This window comes from Streptomyces massasporeus, from assembly GCF_014648995.1.
GTDB classification, from domain to species: Bacteria; Actinomycetota; Actinomycetes; order Streptomycetales; family Streptomycetaceae; genus Streptomyces; species Streptomyces massasporeus.
The window spans coordinates 941,925-959,732 of sequence record NZ_BMSE01000002.1; the positions used below are offsets into that span (position 1 = coordinate 941,925).

At 67.5% G+C, this 17,808-nt stretch carries 4 protein-coding genes; all 4 read left to right on the forward strand.

Going from position 1 to position 17,808, the window contains the following annotated elements:
- The first annotated feature begins 68 nt into the window (after positions 1 to 68).
- From IE153_RS09090 to IE153_RS09105, 4 genes are read left to right on the forward strand one after another with little or no spacing between them, the layout of a single operon-like run.
- Positions 69 to 3,236 (forward strand): DEAD/DEAH box helicase, encoded by a 3,168-nt coding sequence (locus IE153_RS09090; protein ID WP_229828927.1) that lies wholly within the window; start codon positions 69 to 71, stop codon positions 3,234 to 3,236.
- Entirely contained in the window at positions 3,233 to 8,734 is a 5,502-nt protein-coding gene (locus IE153_RS09095) for a hypothetical protein (protein WP_189589197.1), read from the forward strand. The genes IE153_RS09090 and IE153_RS09095 overlap by 4 nt, the downstream gene beginning before the upstream one ends.
- Positions 8,731 to 15,447, forward strand: coding sequence for a DEAD/DEAH box helicase (locus tag IE153_RS09100; protein WP_189589198.1), 6,717 nt, complete (start codon positions 8,731 to 8,733; stop codon positions 15,445 to 15,447). The genes IE153_RS09095 and IE153_RS09100 overlap by 4 nt, the downstream gene beginning before the upstream one ends.
- Complete coding sequence (locus tag IE153_RS09105) at positions 15,444 to 17,756, forward strand: UvrD-helicase domain-containing protein (protein WP_189589199.1); 2,313 nt, start codon at positions 15,444 to 15,446, stop codon at positions 17,754 to 17,756. The genes IE153_RS09100 and IE153_RS09105 overlap by 4 nt, the downstream gene beginning before the upstream one ends.
- Positions 17,757 to 17,808: the final 52 nt, after the last annotated feature.

A 17,808-nucleotide genomic window follows, 5' to 3' on the forward strand; every position in this document is an offset into this window, starting at 1 on the left:
GGCGATACAAAGGGTGGGCGGCAGCAACACCGCACATCAAGAGCACACAGTCCGCAGAGGAGCACCACGTGACCACGGCGATGCAGCCCGAGGTTCCTGAGGCGCGCGACGCCGAGCCGGCGCAGTCGGCGTACCGGGCCGGTACGAAGCCGACCTTCGCGCCCGGCGCCCAGGTGCGCATCCGTCACGAGCAGTGGCTCGTGAAGTCCGTCGACGAGTCCCGCGACGGACTGATGGTCGAGGTCAGCGGGGTGTCCTCGTTCGTCCGGGGCACGGACGCGGTGTTCTACTCAGGCCTTGACCAGATCGACGTACTCGATCCGCGCAAGACAAGGCTCGTGCCAGACGAGACCTCCAGGCACGCCAAGGCCCGCCTGTACCTGGAGGCGGTGATCCGCAAGACCGCCCTCCCCCAGACCGAGCACGGCATCGCGCTCGCCGATTCCTTCCTCATGGACCGGCAGGAGCACCAGCTGCGCCCCGCCGAGCTGGCGCTGTCCATGCGCAACCCGCAGCCCCGGCTGCTGATCGCCGACGTGGTCGGGCTGGGCAAGACGCTGGAGATCGGCATCACACTCGCGGAGCTGATCCGGCGCGGGCGTGGCGAGCGCATCCTCGTGGTCACGCCCGCCCATGTGCTGGAGCAGTTCCAGCGCGAGCTGTGGACCCGCTTCGCCCTGCCGCTGGTACGCCTGGACTCCACCGGCATTCAGCGCATCCAGCAAGAGATCCCGGCGGGCCGGAACCCGTTCGCTCACTTCAAGCGCGTCATCGTGTCCGTCGACACCCTCAAATCGGCGACGTACGCCCATCACCTGGAGAACATCACCTGGGACGCGGTGGTCATCGACGAGTCGCACAACCTCGTGAACAAGGGCACCCGCAACAACCTCCTCGCCCTCCGGCTCGCCGAGCAGACCGATGCGCTGATCCTGGCCTCCGCGACCCCGCACAACGGCAATGCCGAATCCTTCGCCGAGCTGATTAAGATGCTCGATCCGGCGGCGATCGCCGACGCCAAGAATTACAAGGTCGCCGACCTCGACCACCTCTACATCCGACGTACCAAGACCGACCGCGAGGTGCGCGACGGACTCAAGGGCAAGCCCTGGGCTGAACGAGGTGCCTCCCTTCCGGTGTCGGCTCCGGCGACGCCGAAGGAGATCGCCGTCCTGGAGAAGCTCGAAAAGGAGTGGACCCCGGGGGATCCGAGCCGTTCGTCGGTCTGTGCCGAGCCGATCATCGCCTACGGCTTCCTGAAGGCGTTCCTCTCCTCCCACGTTGCGCTGCGGAAAACCCTCGCCAATCGCCGTGCCTACCTCGACAATCCGAAAAGTCGTACGGCGAAGGGCAAGGCCAAGACAGCGGCGGACACTCCTGAGCGCCGCGCCGCTATCGCTGCAGAGAGCAAGGCCCTCGCGGAGCTGGAGGCGCTAGTAGCGGAGTTCACCGACCAGGACTCCGCCAAGCTCGACGCACTCGTCAGCACACTGAAGGACGACCTTGGTGTCGGCCCGCACTCCGAGCGCCGCGTCGTGATCTTCTCCGAGCGGGTACACACCCTGGACTGGCTGGCCCAGGAGGTCCCGGCCCGCCTCGGCTTCAAGAAGAAGAACCTGGCCAAGCCCGACAAGACGCGTCCTTGGAAGGCGTATGACGGCGTCGTCGAGGTCATGCACGGCGACACCACCAACGACCAGCAACAGCGGGAGATCGTCGACCGCTTCGGCCGGCGCGAGGAGCCGGTACGGCTGCTGTTCACCGGTGACATCGCCTCCGAGGGCGTCAACCTCCACCACCAGTGCCACGACCTTATCCACTACGACCTGCCCTGGTCCTTGATCCGCATCGAGCAGCGCAACGGGCGCATCGACCGCTACGGGCAGGCGGTCAGCCCCGAGTTCCGGGCTCTCACCCTCACCGCCGACGTGCCCTGGCGGCGCGACGAGGAGACAGGCGAGATGCTCACGCTCGACGACCGGCTCGTCGGCACCCGGCTGCTGCGCCGCGAGGCCCAGGCGCACGAGATCGAGACCGGCGAGGGCAGCGCCGAGGCCCTCACCGGTCTCTACAACGACAAGAAGGAAGAAGACCGCCTTACCTACGACCTCATCAAGGGTGGCACCGTCGAACGCTCCATCAAGCAGTCCCAGCAGGAGTCCGGCGGAGTCCTCGCGGGGCTCCTCGCCGGCGCCAACGCCCGGCTTGCCGACCCGACGGCCGCTCCGGCCACCCTCGGCACGGCCGCGGTGCCCGAGGCCGACGTCCCTCATGTGTTCGCCGATACCAAGGCGTACTTCCACACAGCCGTGGACCTTATCTACCCGCAGGCCGAGCGCGAGGCACTCGACTGGAAGCCCGAGACGGCAGGCGGCCGCATCGAGTTCACTCCGCCCGACGACCTTCAGTACCGCTTCCGGGAGCTGCCGAAGTCGTATCTGGAGCAGGAGAAGATCCTCACGACGCCCAAGTACGACGGGACGCTGCGTATCACCTTCGACAAGCAGTACGCCGCCGACCGGCTGGAGGCCGCCCGCAACGCCAAGCAGGGCAAGACCGACGAGCCCACGTCGCAGTGGCCCAATGTCTCCTACGTCTCTGACATCCACCCTGTGCTCGACTGGGTGACGGACAAGGTCCTCGCCAAGCTCAAGTACGACGAGGCGTTCGTCCTCGCCTACCAGCCGGACGCCGACAAGGCCAAGCGGATCGACGCCACTCTGCCCGCGGCCTTGACCGGCCCGGTCTACCTCCTCCAGGGCGTCTACTCCAACGCGGCAGGCAAGCCGACGGTCGTGGAGTGGATGGCCGTCACCGGCCTCGCCGAGGCCACTCCTCGCGTGTGGCGCATGGACTCGGCATTCCTCGCCGCCTGCGGCGTGGGCCCTGACATGCCCGGCCGCGCCCAGCCCGTCGACCGCGACTTCCTCCAGGAACTCGTCCCCCCGGCCGTCGACGCCGCCGAGACCCACCTGCGCGAGCGCCGCGCCGACTACGACAAGCAGGTCGACTCCTACCTGGCCCCGTACGAGGACCGGGTGCAGGTTTGGGAGCAGGGTGCCCTGATCGCCGTCGGCAACCAGGAGCATCGCCGCAAGCAAGTGTCCGACACCGCCAAGCGCCGCCGCGACCTCGTACACCGTCTGCGGACCGACGGCGATCCGATGCTGCGGGTCCTCGCCGTCCTCGAACCCCTCCACCCCGCCACCGCACACGCCGAGGAGTCCGCGCGATGAGCTACACCTACGACTCCTTCGCCAACCGCGGCGAATACCTCTCCGCCCACTACTTCAGCGAGGAGCTGGAGAACACCCTCAAGAAGAGCAAGGCGGGCGACGAGGGCCTGTTCACCATGTGGACCAGCCGCGAGACCGACCCTCACGACCCGCAGCCCACCCCGCGCGAACTCCTCCCTCGGCTCCGCGGTGAGTACCTGGCCACCGTGCGCCCCTTCCTGGCCTCCCGCGCCCAGCAGGAAGAACTCGGCAGCACCTACGACGACCCCACAGGCGAGTGGGCCGAGTGCCTCACCACCTGGCACACGGCCGTCCTCAAGGCCCTCGGTTACGGCGGTGACCGGCCGAATCCCATCACTGTGCACAACGCGGGCAAGGAGTACGAACTCCAGGTCGCCTGGCACGGGGACGGCATCCTCGCCGTCGACTGCGGCTGGACCGCCAAGCTCGACGACGCCCTCGACCCCGACGAGGCCGGACAGCTCCTCTACCCCCTCAAGACCGCCGACGGCCTCCTCGAAGTCGGCGAGAAGCTGGCGGGCTGGCTCTTCCAGAGCGAACTGCACGAGCCGGGCGGCGACGCGCCCCGCTTCATCCTGCTGCTCTGCGGCGGCGTACTCGTCCTCGCCGACCGGGGCGCCTGGGCCGAAGGCCGCTATCTCGCCGCCAGCCTGGACGCGGCTCTCGCCCGCAACGACACGGCGAAGGCTGGCGAACTCGCCCTCCTCGCCGTCCTCTTCTCCCATGACATGCTCGCGCCCCGCCCCGACGGCAAGGGCCGACGCCTCGACGACCTGCTCAAGGCCTCCCGCGACAACGCCGTCGGCGTCAACTCCGAGCTGCGCAAGGGACTCCAGCACTCGGTCGAAATCATCGCGAACGAGGTACTCGCCCGCCTGCGCGAGGCAGAGGTCGAGCCGCGGGAGATCGAGGACCTCAAGAAGGGCCCGTTCGCCAAGCAACTCACCCGCGAATCGCTGCGCTACCTCTACCGCATCCTCTTCCTCCTCTACGCGGAGGCCCGCCCCGAACTGGGCATCCTGCCCGCCGACGACTCGACGTACCAGACCGGGTACTCGATCGCCCGGCTGCGCGAACTGGTGGCACGCGAGCGAAAGCTGGTCGAGGAAGACAGCCGTAGAGGTTTCCACCTCTACGCCTCCCTCGATGTCCTCTTCAACAAGGTCAACTACGGCCACCGCCCGCACGGCACCGAGACTGACGACGACAAGCCCGTCGAGGAACGCAGCGAACTACGCGGCCTGCGCTTCGAGCCGCTCCGCAGCGAACTGTTCGACCCTAAGGCGATCACCCTCATCGGCCGCCGCATTCTCCACCCCCACTGGGATGAGGACGGCGACGAGCCGCCGCGGTGGCTGGACCTGCGACTGCGCAACGCAGCGTTGCACCAGGTGCTGCGCCTACTGACCATGAAGGAGGCCGGTCAGAGGGGCAGACAGGGCGGCTTCATCTCCTACCGCAACCTCGGCATCAACCAGCTCGGCGCCGTCTACGAGGGCTTGATGTCCTACACCGGCATCATTGCCAAGGACGAGCTGGCCGAGGTCGCCAAGCCTGGCGCGAAGAGAGGCGACAAGCAGTACGGCGACCCCGAGAAGGGGTCCTGGCTCATCCCCGCCGACCGGCTGACCAAGTACAGGGAGAACACGTACGTTGTGTACTCCGCCCAGGACGCCGAACAGTACGGTCTGCGTGGCCCCAAGAAGTACGACAAGGACACCTTCGTTTACCGACTGGCCGGCCGCGACCGCGAGACGTCCGCCTCGTACTACACCCCTGAGTCTCTTACGAAGGTCACCGTCGAGCTGGCACTCAAGCACCGCCTAGACCAGGAGAAGGACGCCGACGGCAACACGGTCAAGACCCGCGCGAGTGAGCTACTGCGCTACACGATCTGCGAACCGGCCCTGGGGTCCGGCGCGTTCCTCAACGAGGCGATCAACCAGGTCGCCAAGGAGTATCTGAAGCGCCGTCAGGATGAGCTGGGTGTCAGCCTGGACACGTCGAAGACGCTCGATGCCCAGCAGAAGGTGAAGGCGTACATCGCCCTTCACAACGCGTACGGGATCGACCTGAACTCGACGGGTGTGGAGCTGGCGGAGGTGTCGCTGTGGCTCAACACTATGCACCCCGGCATGCGTGCGCCGTGGTTCGGACTGCATTTGAGGCGAGGCAACTCGCTTATCGGAGCACGGCGTTGGGTGTACGAAGCCGAGCGCATCAAGAAGGAGCGGACGATCGGTGCACACACGCCGATCAAGCTGCCGTTCCGGGCAGCTGCGGATGGTGCGGAGCAGTTGCTGCCGGATGGAGCTGTGCACCAGTTCCTTCTGCCCACCCCTGGGTGGGGTGCCGTCGCGGGAGCGAGCGGGGATGCGAAGAAGCTGGTGGAGCAGCTCGCCGGGGCGCAGGTGGAGCAGCTGAAGGCGTGGAAGAACAGCATCAAGGCGAAGCCCAAGACAACGGGCGGCAAGGGCAGCCAGCTTGCCCGGCTGCAGGCTGCGGCCCTTCGCGTCGAGTTCCTCTGGAGGCTGGTCGCCAAGCGCATGGAGCTGAGCGAGCAGGAGATCGCCCGCACCATCGATATGTGGGGGACGGATCGCGAGGAGGATGCGGAGGAGTACGCCTTCCTCCGCCGCGACAAGCAGAACCCGGACCAGAGCCTGCCACTGACCAAGGAGCAGGTCTTCAAAGACCTCTTCGCGGCGGAGGGCTCCCCGTACTGGCGGCTCAAGCAGGTCATGGACGCGTGGTGCGCGCTGTGGTTCTGGCCGCTGGAGAAGGTAGGGCTGCTGGACGGGGCGGACGCCGAGTACGCGACGGCTCCGGTAGTGACGGCGCAGGCCGGGGCCGACCTGGATGCGTTGCTGTCGTCGGTGGCCGGTCCGACGGCGGAGGTCGAGGAGCGCGCGCCCGAGCCAACGCCTGTGCCGCAATTCCTTGAGCCCGGCCTGCTGTTCACCATGGATGGCGACCAGATTTCCCTGGGCGAGGCTGAGAGCGACGACGAGGCCGGGAAGACGAAGGTGGCCAAGAAGAAGCGCGCCTCCTCCGCTCCCAAGAAGGCCAGTGGACCGACACGCCGCCGCGAAGTCATTCCGCTGGCGGACATGGACGACTGGATTGCCTTCCTGGAGTCCATGCTCGGCACGGGATCGGTGCCGGAGGACACTTTCGCCACGACGGTCGACTCTCTGAAGGAGTTGAAGAAACTCGAAGACCTGATCCAGGCCGAGATGGGCATGGATGATGCCCGTAAGGCGGTTGAGACGCGGTACCCGTGGATGCGGGTCGTTCGCGATATCGCTGAGGAACAGGGGTTTCTGCACTGGGAGTTGGACTTCGCAGGTGTCTTCGCCGGTGAGGCGGGGGGCTTCGACCTTCAGGTGGGTAACCCGCCGTGGGTGCGGCCGGAGTGGAAAGAGGATCCGGTCCTAGCGGAGTACGAGCCTTGGTTCATGCTCACGGAGAAGCCGAAGGCGGAGGACAAGAACCGGCGGCGGGATGTCGAACTCGCACGCGAGGAGGTGCAGGAGTACCTACTCGGCGAGGTGACTAACACGGTGACCATGGCGAGCTACCTCTCGTCGGCGCCCGTGTACCCGCTGATTTCGGGAAGCCAGCCGGATCTGTATCGGGCGTTCATGTGCGAGGTGTGGGATCACGCGGGGAGCGGCGGGGCCGCCGGGATGGTGCACCCAGACACTCACTTCGCGGGGGACAAGGAGGCCGCGCTGCGGGCGGCGGCATACCGGCGGCTGCGGGTGCATGGGGACTTTGTCAACGCGGGCAACCGGTTCTTCCCGCCGCCGGTCGGGCGGTCGAGCCATTTCGGTGTGCACATCTACGGGGCCGAAGGAGAAATCTCCTTCGACTCGTTGTCGTGGCTCTTCACTGTCGATTCACTTCGCTTGTCCGCCTCCGCCGAGAACACGGGCACCGACCCCGGCGTTAAGTACGACGGCGACTGGGACGAACGTCCGCACCCGAAGCGGGTCGTCCGCGTGACCCCGGAGACCCTCAAGCGGTGGCGTCGGCTGGCAGGTGATGAAGGGCCCCTGGAGCACACGCGTCTGGTCACGCCAGTGAGCACGGCGGAGGACCCGGCGATCGACGCACTTGGTACTTATCCCTTGCGTCTCGGTGCACTGTCCCCGGACATCACCCGTGGGTACGACGAAAGCGCTGCCAAGAAGGCGAAGTTCGGCCCGAACAAGGATCAGCGACTCATCGACTACAACACCGGCATCGACGGCCAGGAGGATTACCACGCGAAGGCGTGGAACGACGTCATCTTCAAGGGGCCGCAGATCGGCGTGGCCAACCCAATGTTCAAGCAGCCTAGCCAGGGCGGAGGTGAGGTACGAGGCCTTGACCCGAGGGCGCTCACAGACGATGCGGTTCCTGAGTCGGAGTACCGGTGCGTGGCTCCCCACGACGTGTTCCTGGGCGAGCAGGACAGATGGCCCGACTGGGAGAGGTACGAGGCGCTGCTCGCGTCCGAGGAAGAGAGGGCGCAGGCCCGGCTCCGGATTGCGGATCGGCGCAAGGTGCAGCCGGAGGAAGTCGAGGATGAGCAGGTCGAGAAGTTCCTGCTCGCCAAAGCGAGTTATCCGTACAGCGAAGACTTTCGGGTTGCGTGGCGCGAGAGGGTTGCGGCTGACACCGAGCGCGCGCTTTACGGAGCGCTGCTCCCGCCTGGGACAACGCACATTCACGCAGTGCGTTCCGCCCGACTGGCGACAAGGAGCCTCACCGCTCTCACCGCAGGCTTCCTGGCCTCGCTGCCTATCGACTACCTGCTTCGGACGGCGGGAGTCGGACACCTCGACGTTGCTCAGGCCAAGCGGCTTCCGGCACCACAGAGCGAACACCCTCTCGCCGCTGCCCTCCTCCTCCGTACCCTCCGCCTGAATCTTCTGACGACTGCCTACGCTGACCTCTGGGAAGAGCTCTACGACCCCAAGTGGCTCGGCTACGAGCCTTGGGCGATCAACTGGCCCAACCTCAAGACCGAGTTGCACAACGTGACTCCCACCTGGCAGCGGGACACCCCCCTCCGTACTGAGTACGCCCGCCGTGCTGCCCTCGTCGAGATCGACGCGCTCGTTGCTGTCTGGCTCGGGATCGACGCGGACACACTCATCGTCATGTACCGGGCTCGCTATCCGATTACGCAGGACTTCGACCCGGTGACCTGGTTCGATGCCAACGAGAGGAAGATCGCTGGGGACCGGTACACCTACGGCTTCGACCAGACCAAGGACCACTGGACCCAGTTCGAGAAATACCGCGAGGCCCACGAGAAGGACCCGAACACCGGCACCCCCGTCCCCGACGGCTACACCGCCCCCTTCTACAAGGCGAACCGGGAACGCGAAATGCGTGAAGCCCATGCCTACTTCAAGAAGCGCCTCGACGAAGCCGTCGCCAAGGGTCTCTGGGACCCGGAGAAGATGGAGGTCCCGACCCCGTGAGGCCCACCCTCGAAGCACAGGGACTCAAGGAGAGCCTGCTCCAGTACCTGTCCACGACGTACGGGCTCGCGGACGAGGGCGCCCGTAAGGCGTTGAACGCCTTCCTCGAGGACGAGACGACGGGCATGTTCCGCGGACCGTACCTCCGCCTGCGTACCCCCTTCACCCCGGCCGACGACGGCTGGCAGCAGCACCTGGACTGGGTCCGTACCGACGACTGGACGCCGTACGCTCACCAGGCCCGCGCCTTTGCCCGGCTCACCTCCAAGGACGGCCACACACCTCAGCCCACGCTCGTAACGACAGGCACCGGCTCCGGCAAAACCGAGTCGTTCCTGTACCCCGTTCTCGATCACTGTGCCCGCGAGCGCGCGGCCGGGAACAACGGGGTCAAAGCGGTCTTCCTGTACCCGATGAACGCCCTGGCTACGGACCAGGCGGCCCGTATCAACGATCTGCTCACCGATTACGACGAGTTGAGCGGTGTCCGCGCCGGCCTGTACATCGGGGAGAAGGCGGCGACGCACTACGACCGGGTCTACACCCGCCGCCAGGACATGCAGCTATCTCCGCCGGACATCCTGATCACCAACTACAAGATGCTCGACCTGCTCCTGCAGCGCGCGGCCGACGCCTCGCTGTGGGACGGCAGCGACATCCGCTACGTCGTCGTCGACGAGTTCCACACCTACGACGGCGCGCAGGGCACCGACGTCGCCATGCTGCTACGCCGTCTCGCCATCGCCGTCGATGCCAACCGGCCTGGCATGCCGCTGGGCTCGATCACCCCCATCGCCACCTCCGCGACCCTCGCCTCTGGTACCGATGAGGACGGGGTACAGCAACTCCTCTCCGTGGCCACCAACGTCTTCGGCACGGAGTTCACCGAGGACGCGATTGTCGGCGAGAACCGGCTGACGGTCGACGAGTTCATCCTGGGCGAGGACGAGTCGATCCCGGACGCGAGATTCCTCCCTGGTCAGGCCACGCCCCCCGAGACCCTCACCGCTCTGCCGGATCCGGCATCAGGCCCCGAAGAACTCGCGGACCTCGCCGAGGCCGTCACCGGAAGCCGGATCACTGATCCGGTCGCCCTCGGCGCCGCGCTCAAGCGCAATCGGCTCACGTACGCCGTCCTGAACGCCTTCGACGGCACGGTGCGCACTTACGACGAGGTGCTTGACGTGATGCGCCGCAGTGGGGCGAAGAGCTGGGACGAGGCGATCACGACACGGCCCCAGATCGCCGCGCTGGCACTCGCCCGCTTCGTCGCGCTGCTGTCCGTGGCGCGTGACCCTGACGCGCCGGCCGCGATCAGCCGCAGCTTTGTCCAGGTCGAGGTGCACCAGTGGGCGCGGTCCGTCACCCGAATGCTGCGGGGCGTACTGCCATGGCCGAAGGCCGAGTTCGCGTGGGACACGGCCGGAGCGCAGAGCCAGTCGCGTACGACGCCGGACACCACCACCTCCCGCGACACCAAGATCTTCCTACCCGCGGTGTACTGCCGTGAGTGCGGGCGTTCCGGCTGGTCGGTCCTCGCTCCCGAGTCGGACTTCGAGGAGCTGAACTTCGAGGCCCACAAGATTCGCCGGGCCACCGTCACCGCCGAGAAGGCCAAGGTGCGCACCCTGGTGGCGGCCACCGACAACGAGGCCCGTGAGGGCAACGGCCGTACCGCCATGGACCCGGCGGCGCAGAGGTCGCTGACCACCGGCGGCGCGGGCGTGCTCATGGTGCTCGACGGCCTGTCCCAGCGCCTGCGGCTGCCCGACCCCCAGGGCGACTACGACGACGAGGGCAACCCGGCGCCCGCCGGCCCCGACTCTGCCTTCGTCCTGGTCCAGCTCGGCGACACCGCGGAACGCGCCGCCAAGGACGACTGGTGCCCTGCCTGCGGCACCCACAACGCGGTCCGCTTCGTCGGTACGGGTGCCGCCGCGCTCGCCGCCGCCTCCGTCACCCAGCTGTTCACCGGCGGGGAGATGGACAAGAAGCAGCGTGAGACGAAGACGCTGATGTTCAACGACTCGGTGCAGGACGCCGCGCACCGGGCCGGGTTCGTCGCCTCCCGCTCATACACATTCTCCTTGCGGGCCCTGTTCACCAAGCACCTGAGCGAACAGCAGCCCAGCGCCCTCAACGACCTCGTCGCCGACGTCGTCGCGGCCACCACTGACCGTGAGACACTCGCCGCCGTCGTCCCGCCGGACCTCCACGACGACACGGGCGTAGCACGCCTGCTGTCCGGCCAAGGACGAGGCGGGGACAAGAAGACCTGGGACCTGATCGGTGAACGGTTCGCGTTCGAGGCAGTCATGGAGTTCGGCCACCGCTCCCGCAACGGCCGTACCCTCGAACTGACCCGTACCTCAGCCGCCTGGGTGGACATCCCCGACGAGCAGGCGGCCGTGGCGCTCGTACGCGCCGCTCATGAGGAGGCCGCCCTCCGCGGGTTGACGCTCACCGAACACGACGACGCCCGCTATCTGGCCTTCCTGCGCGGCCTGTTGGAGCGGCTGCGTACGCGCGGGGCGGTTGGGCACCGGTGGCTGGAGAAGTTCCTCGACGAGGCGGGCACCAGCCGCTACTTCATCTGGGGAGGTCGCCCGCGCGGTATGAAGGCCTTCCCTAAGGGGGTGTCCGCACCGAGCTTCCTGCTCGCGCGGCCCAAGCCGAGCAGCGAGTTCGACTTCGCCGCCGGACGTCTGTCCTGGTACCAGACCTGGGCCCAGCGCTGCCTCGACATGACCCGCGAACAGGCCGACGAGTTCTGGGTGCGACTGCTGCCCCGGCTCACCGACGCCGGGTTGCTTGCAGCACGTACCCCGAGCGACACGGCCGCCCGTCTGTACGGCCTCCAGCCAGGGGCCATCCGGTTGCAGTTGCTGACCGACGCCCAGGTCAACGAGGCCTATGTGCGCTGCCCGAAGTGCTTCTGGGAGCAGACCGTCCACCCCTCGCTGCTGGACCAGTACCACGGGCAGCCCTGCCAGGCGTATCGCTGCACGACGGGGCGGCTGGTCGCCGGCGACCGGTGGCTGGAGACGGTGGACCGGCACGACCGAGACCGCGACTACCGTGACGACTACTACCGCAGCCTGTACCGGCGAGCGGGTACTTACCAGGTCATCACCGCCGAGCACACCGGTCTGCTTTCCCGAGGCAAGCGCGAACGTGTCGAGGACGCCTTCCGTAACGGCGGAGGATTCAACGACCCCAACGTGCTGTCCTGCACACCCACCCTGGAGATGGGCATCGACATCGGCGACCTGTCGGCCGTCGTCCTCGGCGCCCTGCCGCGCCGTCCGGCCAACTATGCCCAGCAGGCGGGTCGGGCTGGACGCCGTACCGGCAACGCCTTCCTGCTGACCATTCCCGACCGCAGGCGCCGCGACCTGTACTTCCTCGACCGGCCACGGGACATGATCGACGGGCGGATCGTGCCGCCGGGCTCGTATCTGTCGGCCATCGAGATCCTGCGCCGCCAGTACACCGCCCACCTCCTCGATCTCGCGGCGCGCGGCCGGCTGCTGCGCGAGGACGGCAGGCCGCTGGCCGCGCTGTCGCGCCGGGTCGACGAGCTCTTCGGTCCCTCCGGCTATCTCGCCGACTTCACCGACGCCGCCCTCGCCCACGGCGAGGAACTCGTCGCCGGCTTCCTCGCCTTGTTCCCGACCGGCGTGAGCGACACCGCCAAGGCGGAGCTGGAGAAGTACGCGGTCCGCGGCATCCGCAGCGCGATCGAGAAGGCCGAACGGGAGTGGGAGCGCGAGAACCAGAAGCTGCGCACCCGCCTCCGTACGATCCGCTCCGCGATCGACGAGCTCAAGGACGGCGACGACGAACAGGCGAGCACAAAGGCGGAGTTGGAGGCCGAACTCGGAGCCATCTCCAAGCAGGGAGCCACACGGCAGCGTCAGCCCGCCCAGACAGTGCTGTGCGACCTCGGCCTGCTGCCCAACTATGCCCTCATCGACGCCACGACCACCCTCGACGCCACCGTTTTCTGGCCCGAGGGCACCACGCCCGAAGGCCGGCCCCGCTACAAGTCGAAGTCGTTCTCCCACGGGCGTCCGCGTGGCTTCGCCCTGTCCGAACTCGCCCCCGGAAACACCTTCTACGCAGAGGGCTACAAGCACCGGATCACCGGCATCGATATCGTCACCGGCCGGGACCAGGACTGGCGCCACTGGCGCTTCTGCCCCTCGTGCGGCTACGTCCGCACCGAGAACGCCGAGAACGACATCACGCCCTGCCCGCGCTGCGGGGAGGCGGGCATCGCCGACTCGGGCAGCCTTTGGCAGATCGTCCAGCCGAGCGTCGTGACGGCCCGTGACAAGCGTGAGGACGCCAGGATCGGCGACGAAAGCGACGACCGCGACCGCCGCTTCTACACCGTCGTCGACATGGTCGACATCCACCCCGACCACTTCGCCAAGGGCAAATCCTGGCGGCACACCAAAGAGGTCTTCGGCGTCGACTACACCCGCCGTGCCGTCATCCGCCGTATTAACGCTGGACCGCTCAGCATCGGCGCCCAGGAGAACGAGCAACTCGCCGGGAAGCCGGTGCGCATCGCCCCCTTCCACGTGTGTACTGCCTGCGGAGCCGCGAGCGCCGACGGACGACCGGTCTTCGACGACGACAGGGACGCCGTCGACAACTCCGCCAACCGCCAGCGCGAACTCAAGCACCACACTCCCTGGTGCCCGCTGCGGCGCGGTAAGAAGGGCGTACCCCAGGAACCGGTCCTGCTCGCCCACGAGCTGGAGACCGAGGCCCTGCGCATCCTGCTGCCGGCCGCGACCGTCCTCGTTGAGGAGAAGGTCCACTCCTTCCAGGCGGCCCTGCGCCTGGGCGTGGACGGCGCCTTCGGCGGCGACCCTCAACACCTCGCCACCACCCTCGCCACCATGCCGGACCGCGACACCGCGGAGAAACGGCACTTCCTGGTCTTGTACGACCGTCTCCCGCACGGCACCGGCTACCTTGACCGGCTCACCGATGCCAGTGCCTTCCGGCAGGTGCTTGAGGGCGCGCGCCGACTGCTCGTGGAGTGCCCCTGCAACGAGGAGGGCGGGCCGGCCTGCCACCGCTGTCTGTACCTCTACGCCGACGAGCAGTACATCGAGCGCGTCTCCCGTCAGGCTGCCCTGGAGATCCTCGACGAACTCCTGGGCACGGACACCGACGCCTGGGACACCAAGAAGGTCGGGAACACCGATCAGATCGGTCTGGACGGGCAGGTCGAGTCCGATCTGGAGGCACGCTTCCTCAAGGCCCTGCGTGGGTGGGCCGGACAGCGCGGCGACGCCGTGCTGGAGGAGAGCGGCGACAACAGCGCCTATCTGCGTCTCGACGAAATCGGCACCGTGCACGGCTGGCGTCTGACAGCGCAACGAAATGAGGGTTACACCCGTACCGACTTCACCTTCGAACGCGTCGACGGTCCCAAGCAGAAGATCACCGTCTACCTCGACGGACACCGCTTTCATGCCTCTCGCCGGAACAACCGGCTCGCCGGCGACGCCGACAAACGCAACCGGCTCCGGGCCGAGGGGAGAATCGTCTTCCAGCTCACCTGGCACGACCTCGACGCCTTCGAGCGGCAGACGAACAGGGCGGAGTCCGGCGCGGGGCGCGAGACGGCCGAGCCGGTGTGGCCGCCGTACCCGCGCAGTGCCCAAGACCTCGCCAAGCAGCTCTACGCCGACCGTGGTGGCGACGACGACCTCGCGGCCACCGCCTTCACCGACCCGATGACCATGCTCCTCGCCTACCTGCGCAGCCCGGACGACGCGGCCTGGGGCAAGCGGGCATCAGCCATGGTCGGCGGGCTCCTCGGAACCGGCCAGGAGATCCTCGTAGGCAACGGCACGCCCGACCAGACGCGTCAGACGCTCATCGGTCTCCTCGACGCCTGGGGCCGCACCGACGGCATCGAGCCCGCGCCCGTGCAGGGCACTGGCACGCTCAACCTGTTCCAGACCAGCGACCAGTCCGGTCTCCCCGTCGCCTTCCTCGTCGATGCAGCCACTGGCCACTGGTCAGCACTGGCCTGCCTTGACGACACCGCACACGACCAGCTCGGCACGCCCGAACACAAGGCGCGCTGGCGCTCCTGGCTCCAGTGGTCCAACATCCTGCAGTTCCTCGCCCACGACGGCGGCGACGGCATTCAACTCACCACAGCCACCGCAGCTGGCTTCGACATCTCGGTCCTCAAGGCCTTCGGCGGCCTCGGTGAACTTGAATCCCTCGTTGTGCGCTACGGCACCGGCACACCCGCACCGCAGCCCGTACCCGCGGAAGCCTCCAACGAGACTCCTCTCGAAGCAGCGGTGCGGGATCTGCTGTGGGACCGGGAGATCCTCGAATACCTCGACGAGGACGACCCTGATTCCCCCATCACCCGCCTAGCCCACGTGTTGGCCGACGGCGGCAAGAAGGCCCCCGCTTACGGCTACGAGCTCGGCGAACGAGGCTGGCTCGCCGACTTCGTCTGGGACCACGGCACTCCGCGGATCGCCGTCCTGGCCGAGCCGTACGACCAGGAGGACAAGGAGAGCGACAAGACCTGGAGCGCCTACCGTGACGCCGGGTTCACCGTCCGCTCGGCCGACGACTGGCTCGCCGATCTTGATGCTCTGCTGGGCATGCTCCCCGACGCCACCGCCCGTCCCGACTCCGAAGAACAGAGTGCCGCACGATGACCGCACGCCTGAGCCTCTACCAGAAGGCCGAGAACGAGCTCTACAAGATGGACTCGTCGGTCAAGACGAAGTTCTACGACTTCTGCCACCAGTTCCGTCTCGACCCCGATCACCCCAGCCTCGACTTCAAGCCTCTTAAGGGCGACGGCCGGATCTTCCGAGCCAAGATCGACCGTTCGTACCGGGCACTGCTGGCCAGGGCGGGGGTCGGCGCCGATGGCGTCCAGCAGTGGCTGATTGTCGCCGTCCGCCACCGCAAAGACGTTTACGAAGAACTCACCGTCGCCATCAACCGGATCACCGGCGAGATCGAGTTTGTCGATCTCGGCGTCGTCGGTCAGAGCGTCCTCCAGCGCGCGGGACTCCAACTCACGCCGGCCCAGGACGAGCACACCGCACCGGTCGAGCCCACGCCTGCCCCAGTCGTGACGCCCCAACCGGCTGCCCCCGCCGAACCGCTCCTCGTCGGCTGCACCCCCGAGGACCTGCGCCGGCTTGGTGTCGCCGACGCCCTCATCGGCCCGGCCCTCGCCGTCACGACCGACGAGGAATTCGACCAGCTCATCGCCGGCGCCCCGCGCCTGACCGCCGAGGTCCTCACCGGCCTCGGCTCCGGCATGTCCGTCGACGAGGTCGAGCGTGAGATCACCCAGCCTGCCTCCACCGAGCTCGAACCGGGCTTCGAGAACGACATGGCAGCGGCCCTCACCCGTACCGCGGTCACCACGGTCGACGACGACATCCGCAACGTCCTGGCCGAGGGCGACTTCCGAGCCTGGAAGGTCTACCTCCACCCCACCCAGCGCAAGATCGTCGAACGGAACTACAGCGGCCCCGGCCGGGTCAGCGGCGGCCCCGGAACCGGCAAGACCATCGTCGCCCTGCACCGGGTCGCCCGCCTCGCCGCAGCTCTGCCGCCCGGCCACGGCAAGCCGATCCTGCTGACCACGTACACCAAGAACCTCACCGCCGACCTGCGCTCCCGGCTCACCTCGCTCATGGACCCCGCGCTGCTCGGCCGCGTCGACATCAAGCACATCGACCAGCTCGCCCAGAGCGTCCTCAACGAGAACACCGCGCCCGGTGCGCAGCGCAGCCTGATCACCGACGACCGGGCCTTGGACGTACTGCGCGAAGTCCTCTTCGAACACGACGAGCAGCGTTGGGACGCCGAGTTCCTCTTCGACGAATGGGAGCAGATCGTCCTGGGCCAGTCCCTCGGTACCCGTCAGGACTACTTCAAGGCTCGTCGCGCCGGTATGGGCCGCGCTCTCAACCGCCCCGAACGCGCAGTCGTCTGGAAACTGCTCGAGCAGTTCGCCCTGCGCCTCAACGGCATGGGCCGGGAGACCTGGGCCCAGGCCGCCGAGCGGGCGGCGCGGTACGAGATGGAACGCGCCCGCAAGATCCAGGCGAGGGCTGAGCGCAAGGCGGACATCGGCGGCGGCGACCTGGCCCATCTCGACGACAACAGCTCCGCGATGCGCTACCTGCGTCACCGCTACCGTCACATCGTCGTCGACGAGGCTCAGGACCTCGGCCCCGCCCACTGGAAGATGCTGCGCGCCATGGCCGCCTCCGGCCCGGACGACCTGTTCATCGCCAGCGACACCCACCAGCGGATCTACGACCGGCAAGTCACCCTTTCCACCGTCGGCATCAACATCCGCGGTGGCCGCTCTTCGAAACTGACGCTGAGCTACCGCACCACCCAGGAGATCCTCGACCAGGCCGCTAAGGTCGTCCGCGGGGGCACCTACGACGACCTCGATGACGGCACGGACACCCTCGACGGCTACCACTCCCTGCTGCACGGCCCCGCCCCCGAGTACGTCGCCTGCGCAGACTGGACCGACGAGATCACTCAGCTAGCCGCAGCCCTCAAGCAGTGGCGCGCGGACATCACCCAGCCCACCGAGGACGGCACCGTACGCGACCCCAGCGGCACCATGGCCGTCTGCGTCGCCGACGGCGACATGGCTGGCCGCGTCGCGGCCGACCTGGAGACGAAGCACGGCATCACCACAGCGACCCTCACCAAGGAAGGCCCGCAAGGTGGCGGCGAAGTCCACATCGGAACGATGCACCGTTTCAAGGGACTTGAGTACCAGAAGCTGGCGATCATCGGCGCGAGCGACGGCATCCTCCCGCGCACCGCTGTCGTCGAGAAGTACGCGACGACTGACCCCAAGCGGTACGAACGCGAACTCAAGAAGAGCCGCAACCAACTCTTCGTCGCCACCACCCGAGCCCGCGATGCGCTGCGCATCTCCTGGCACGGCAAACCTAGCCCGTTTCTACCCTTGTAGTTTGGGGCGCCTCTAACCGCATGCCCGAGGGATCTGGCCGGGCCTCGCGGAG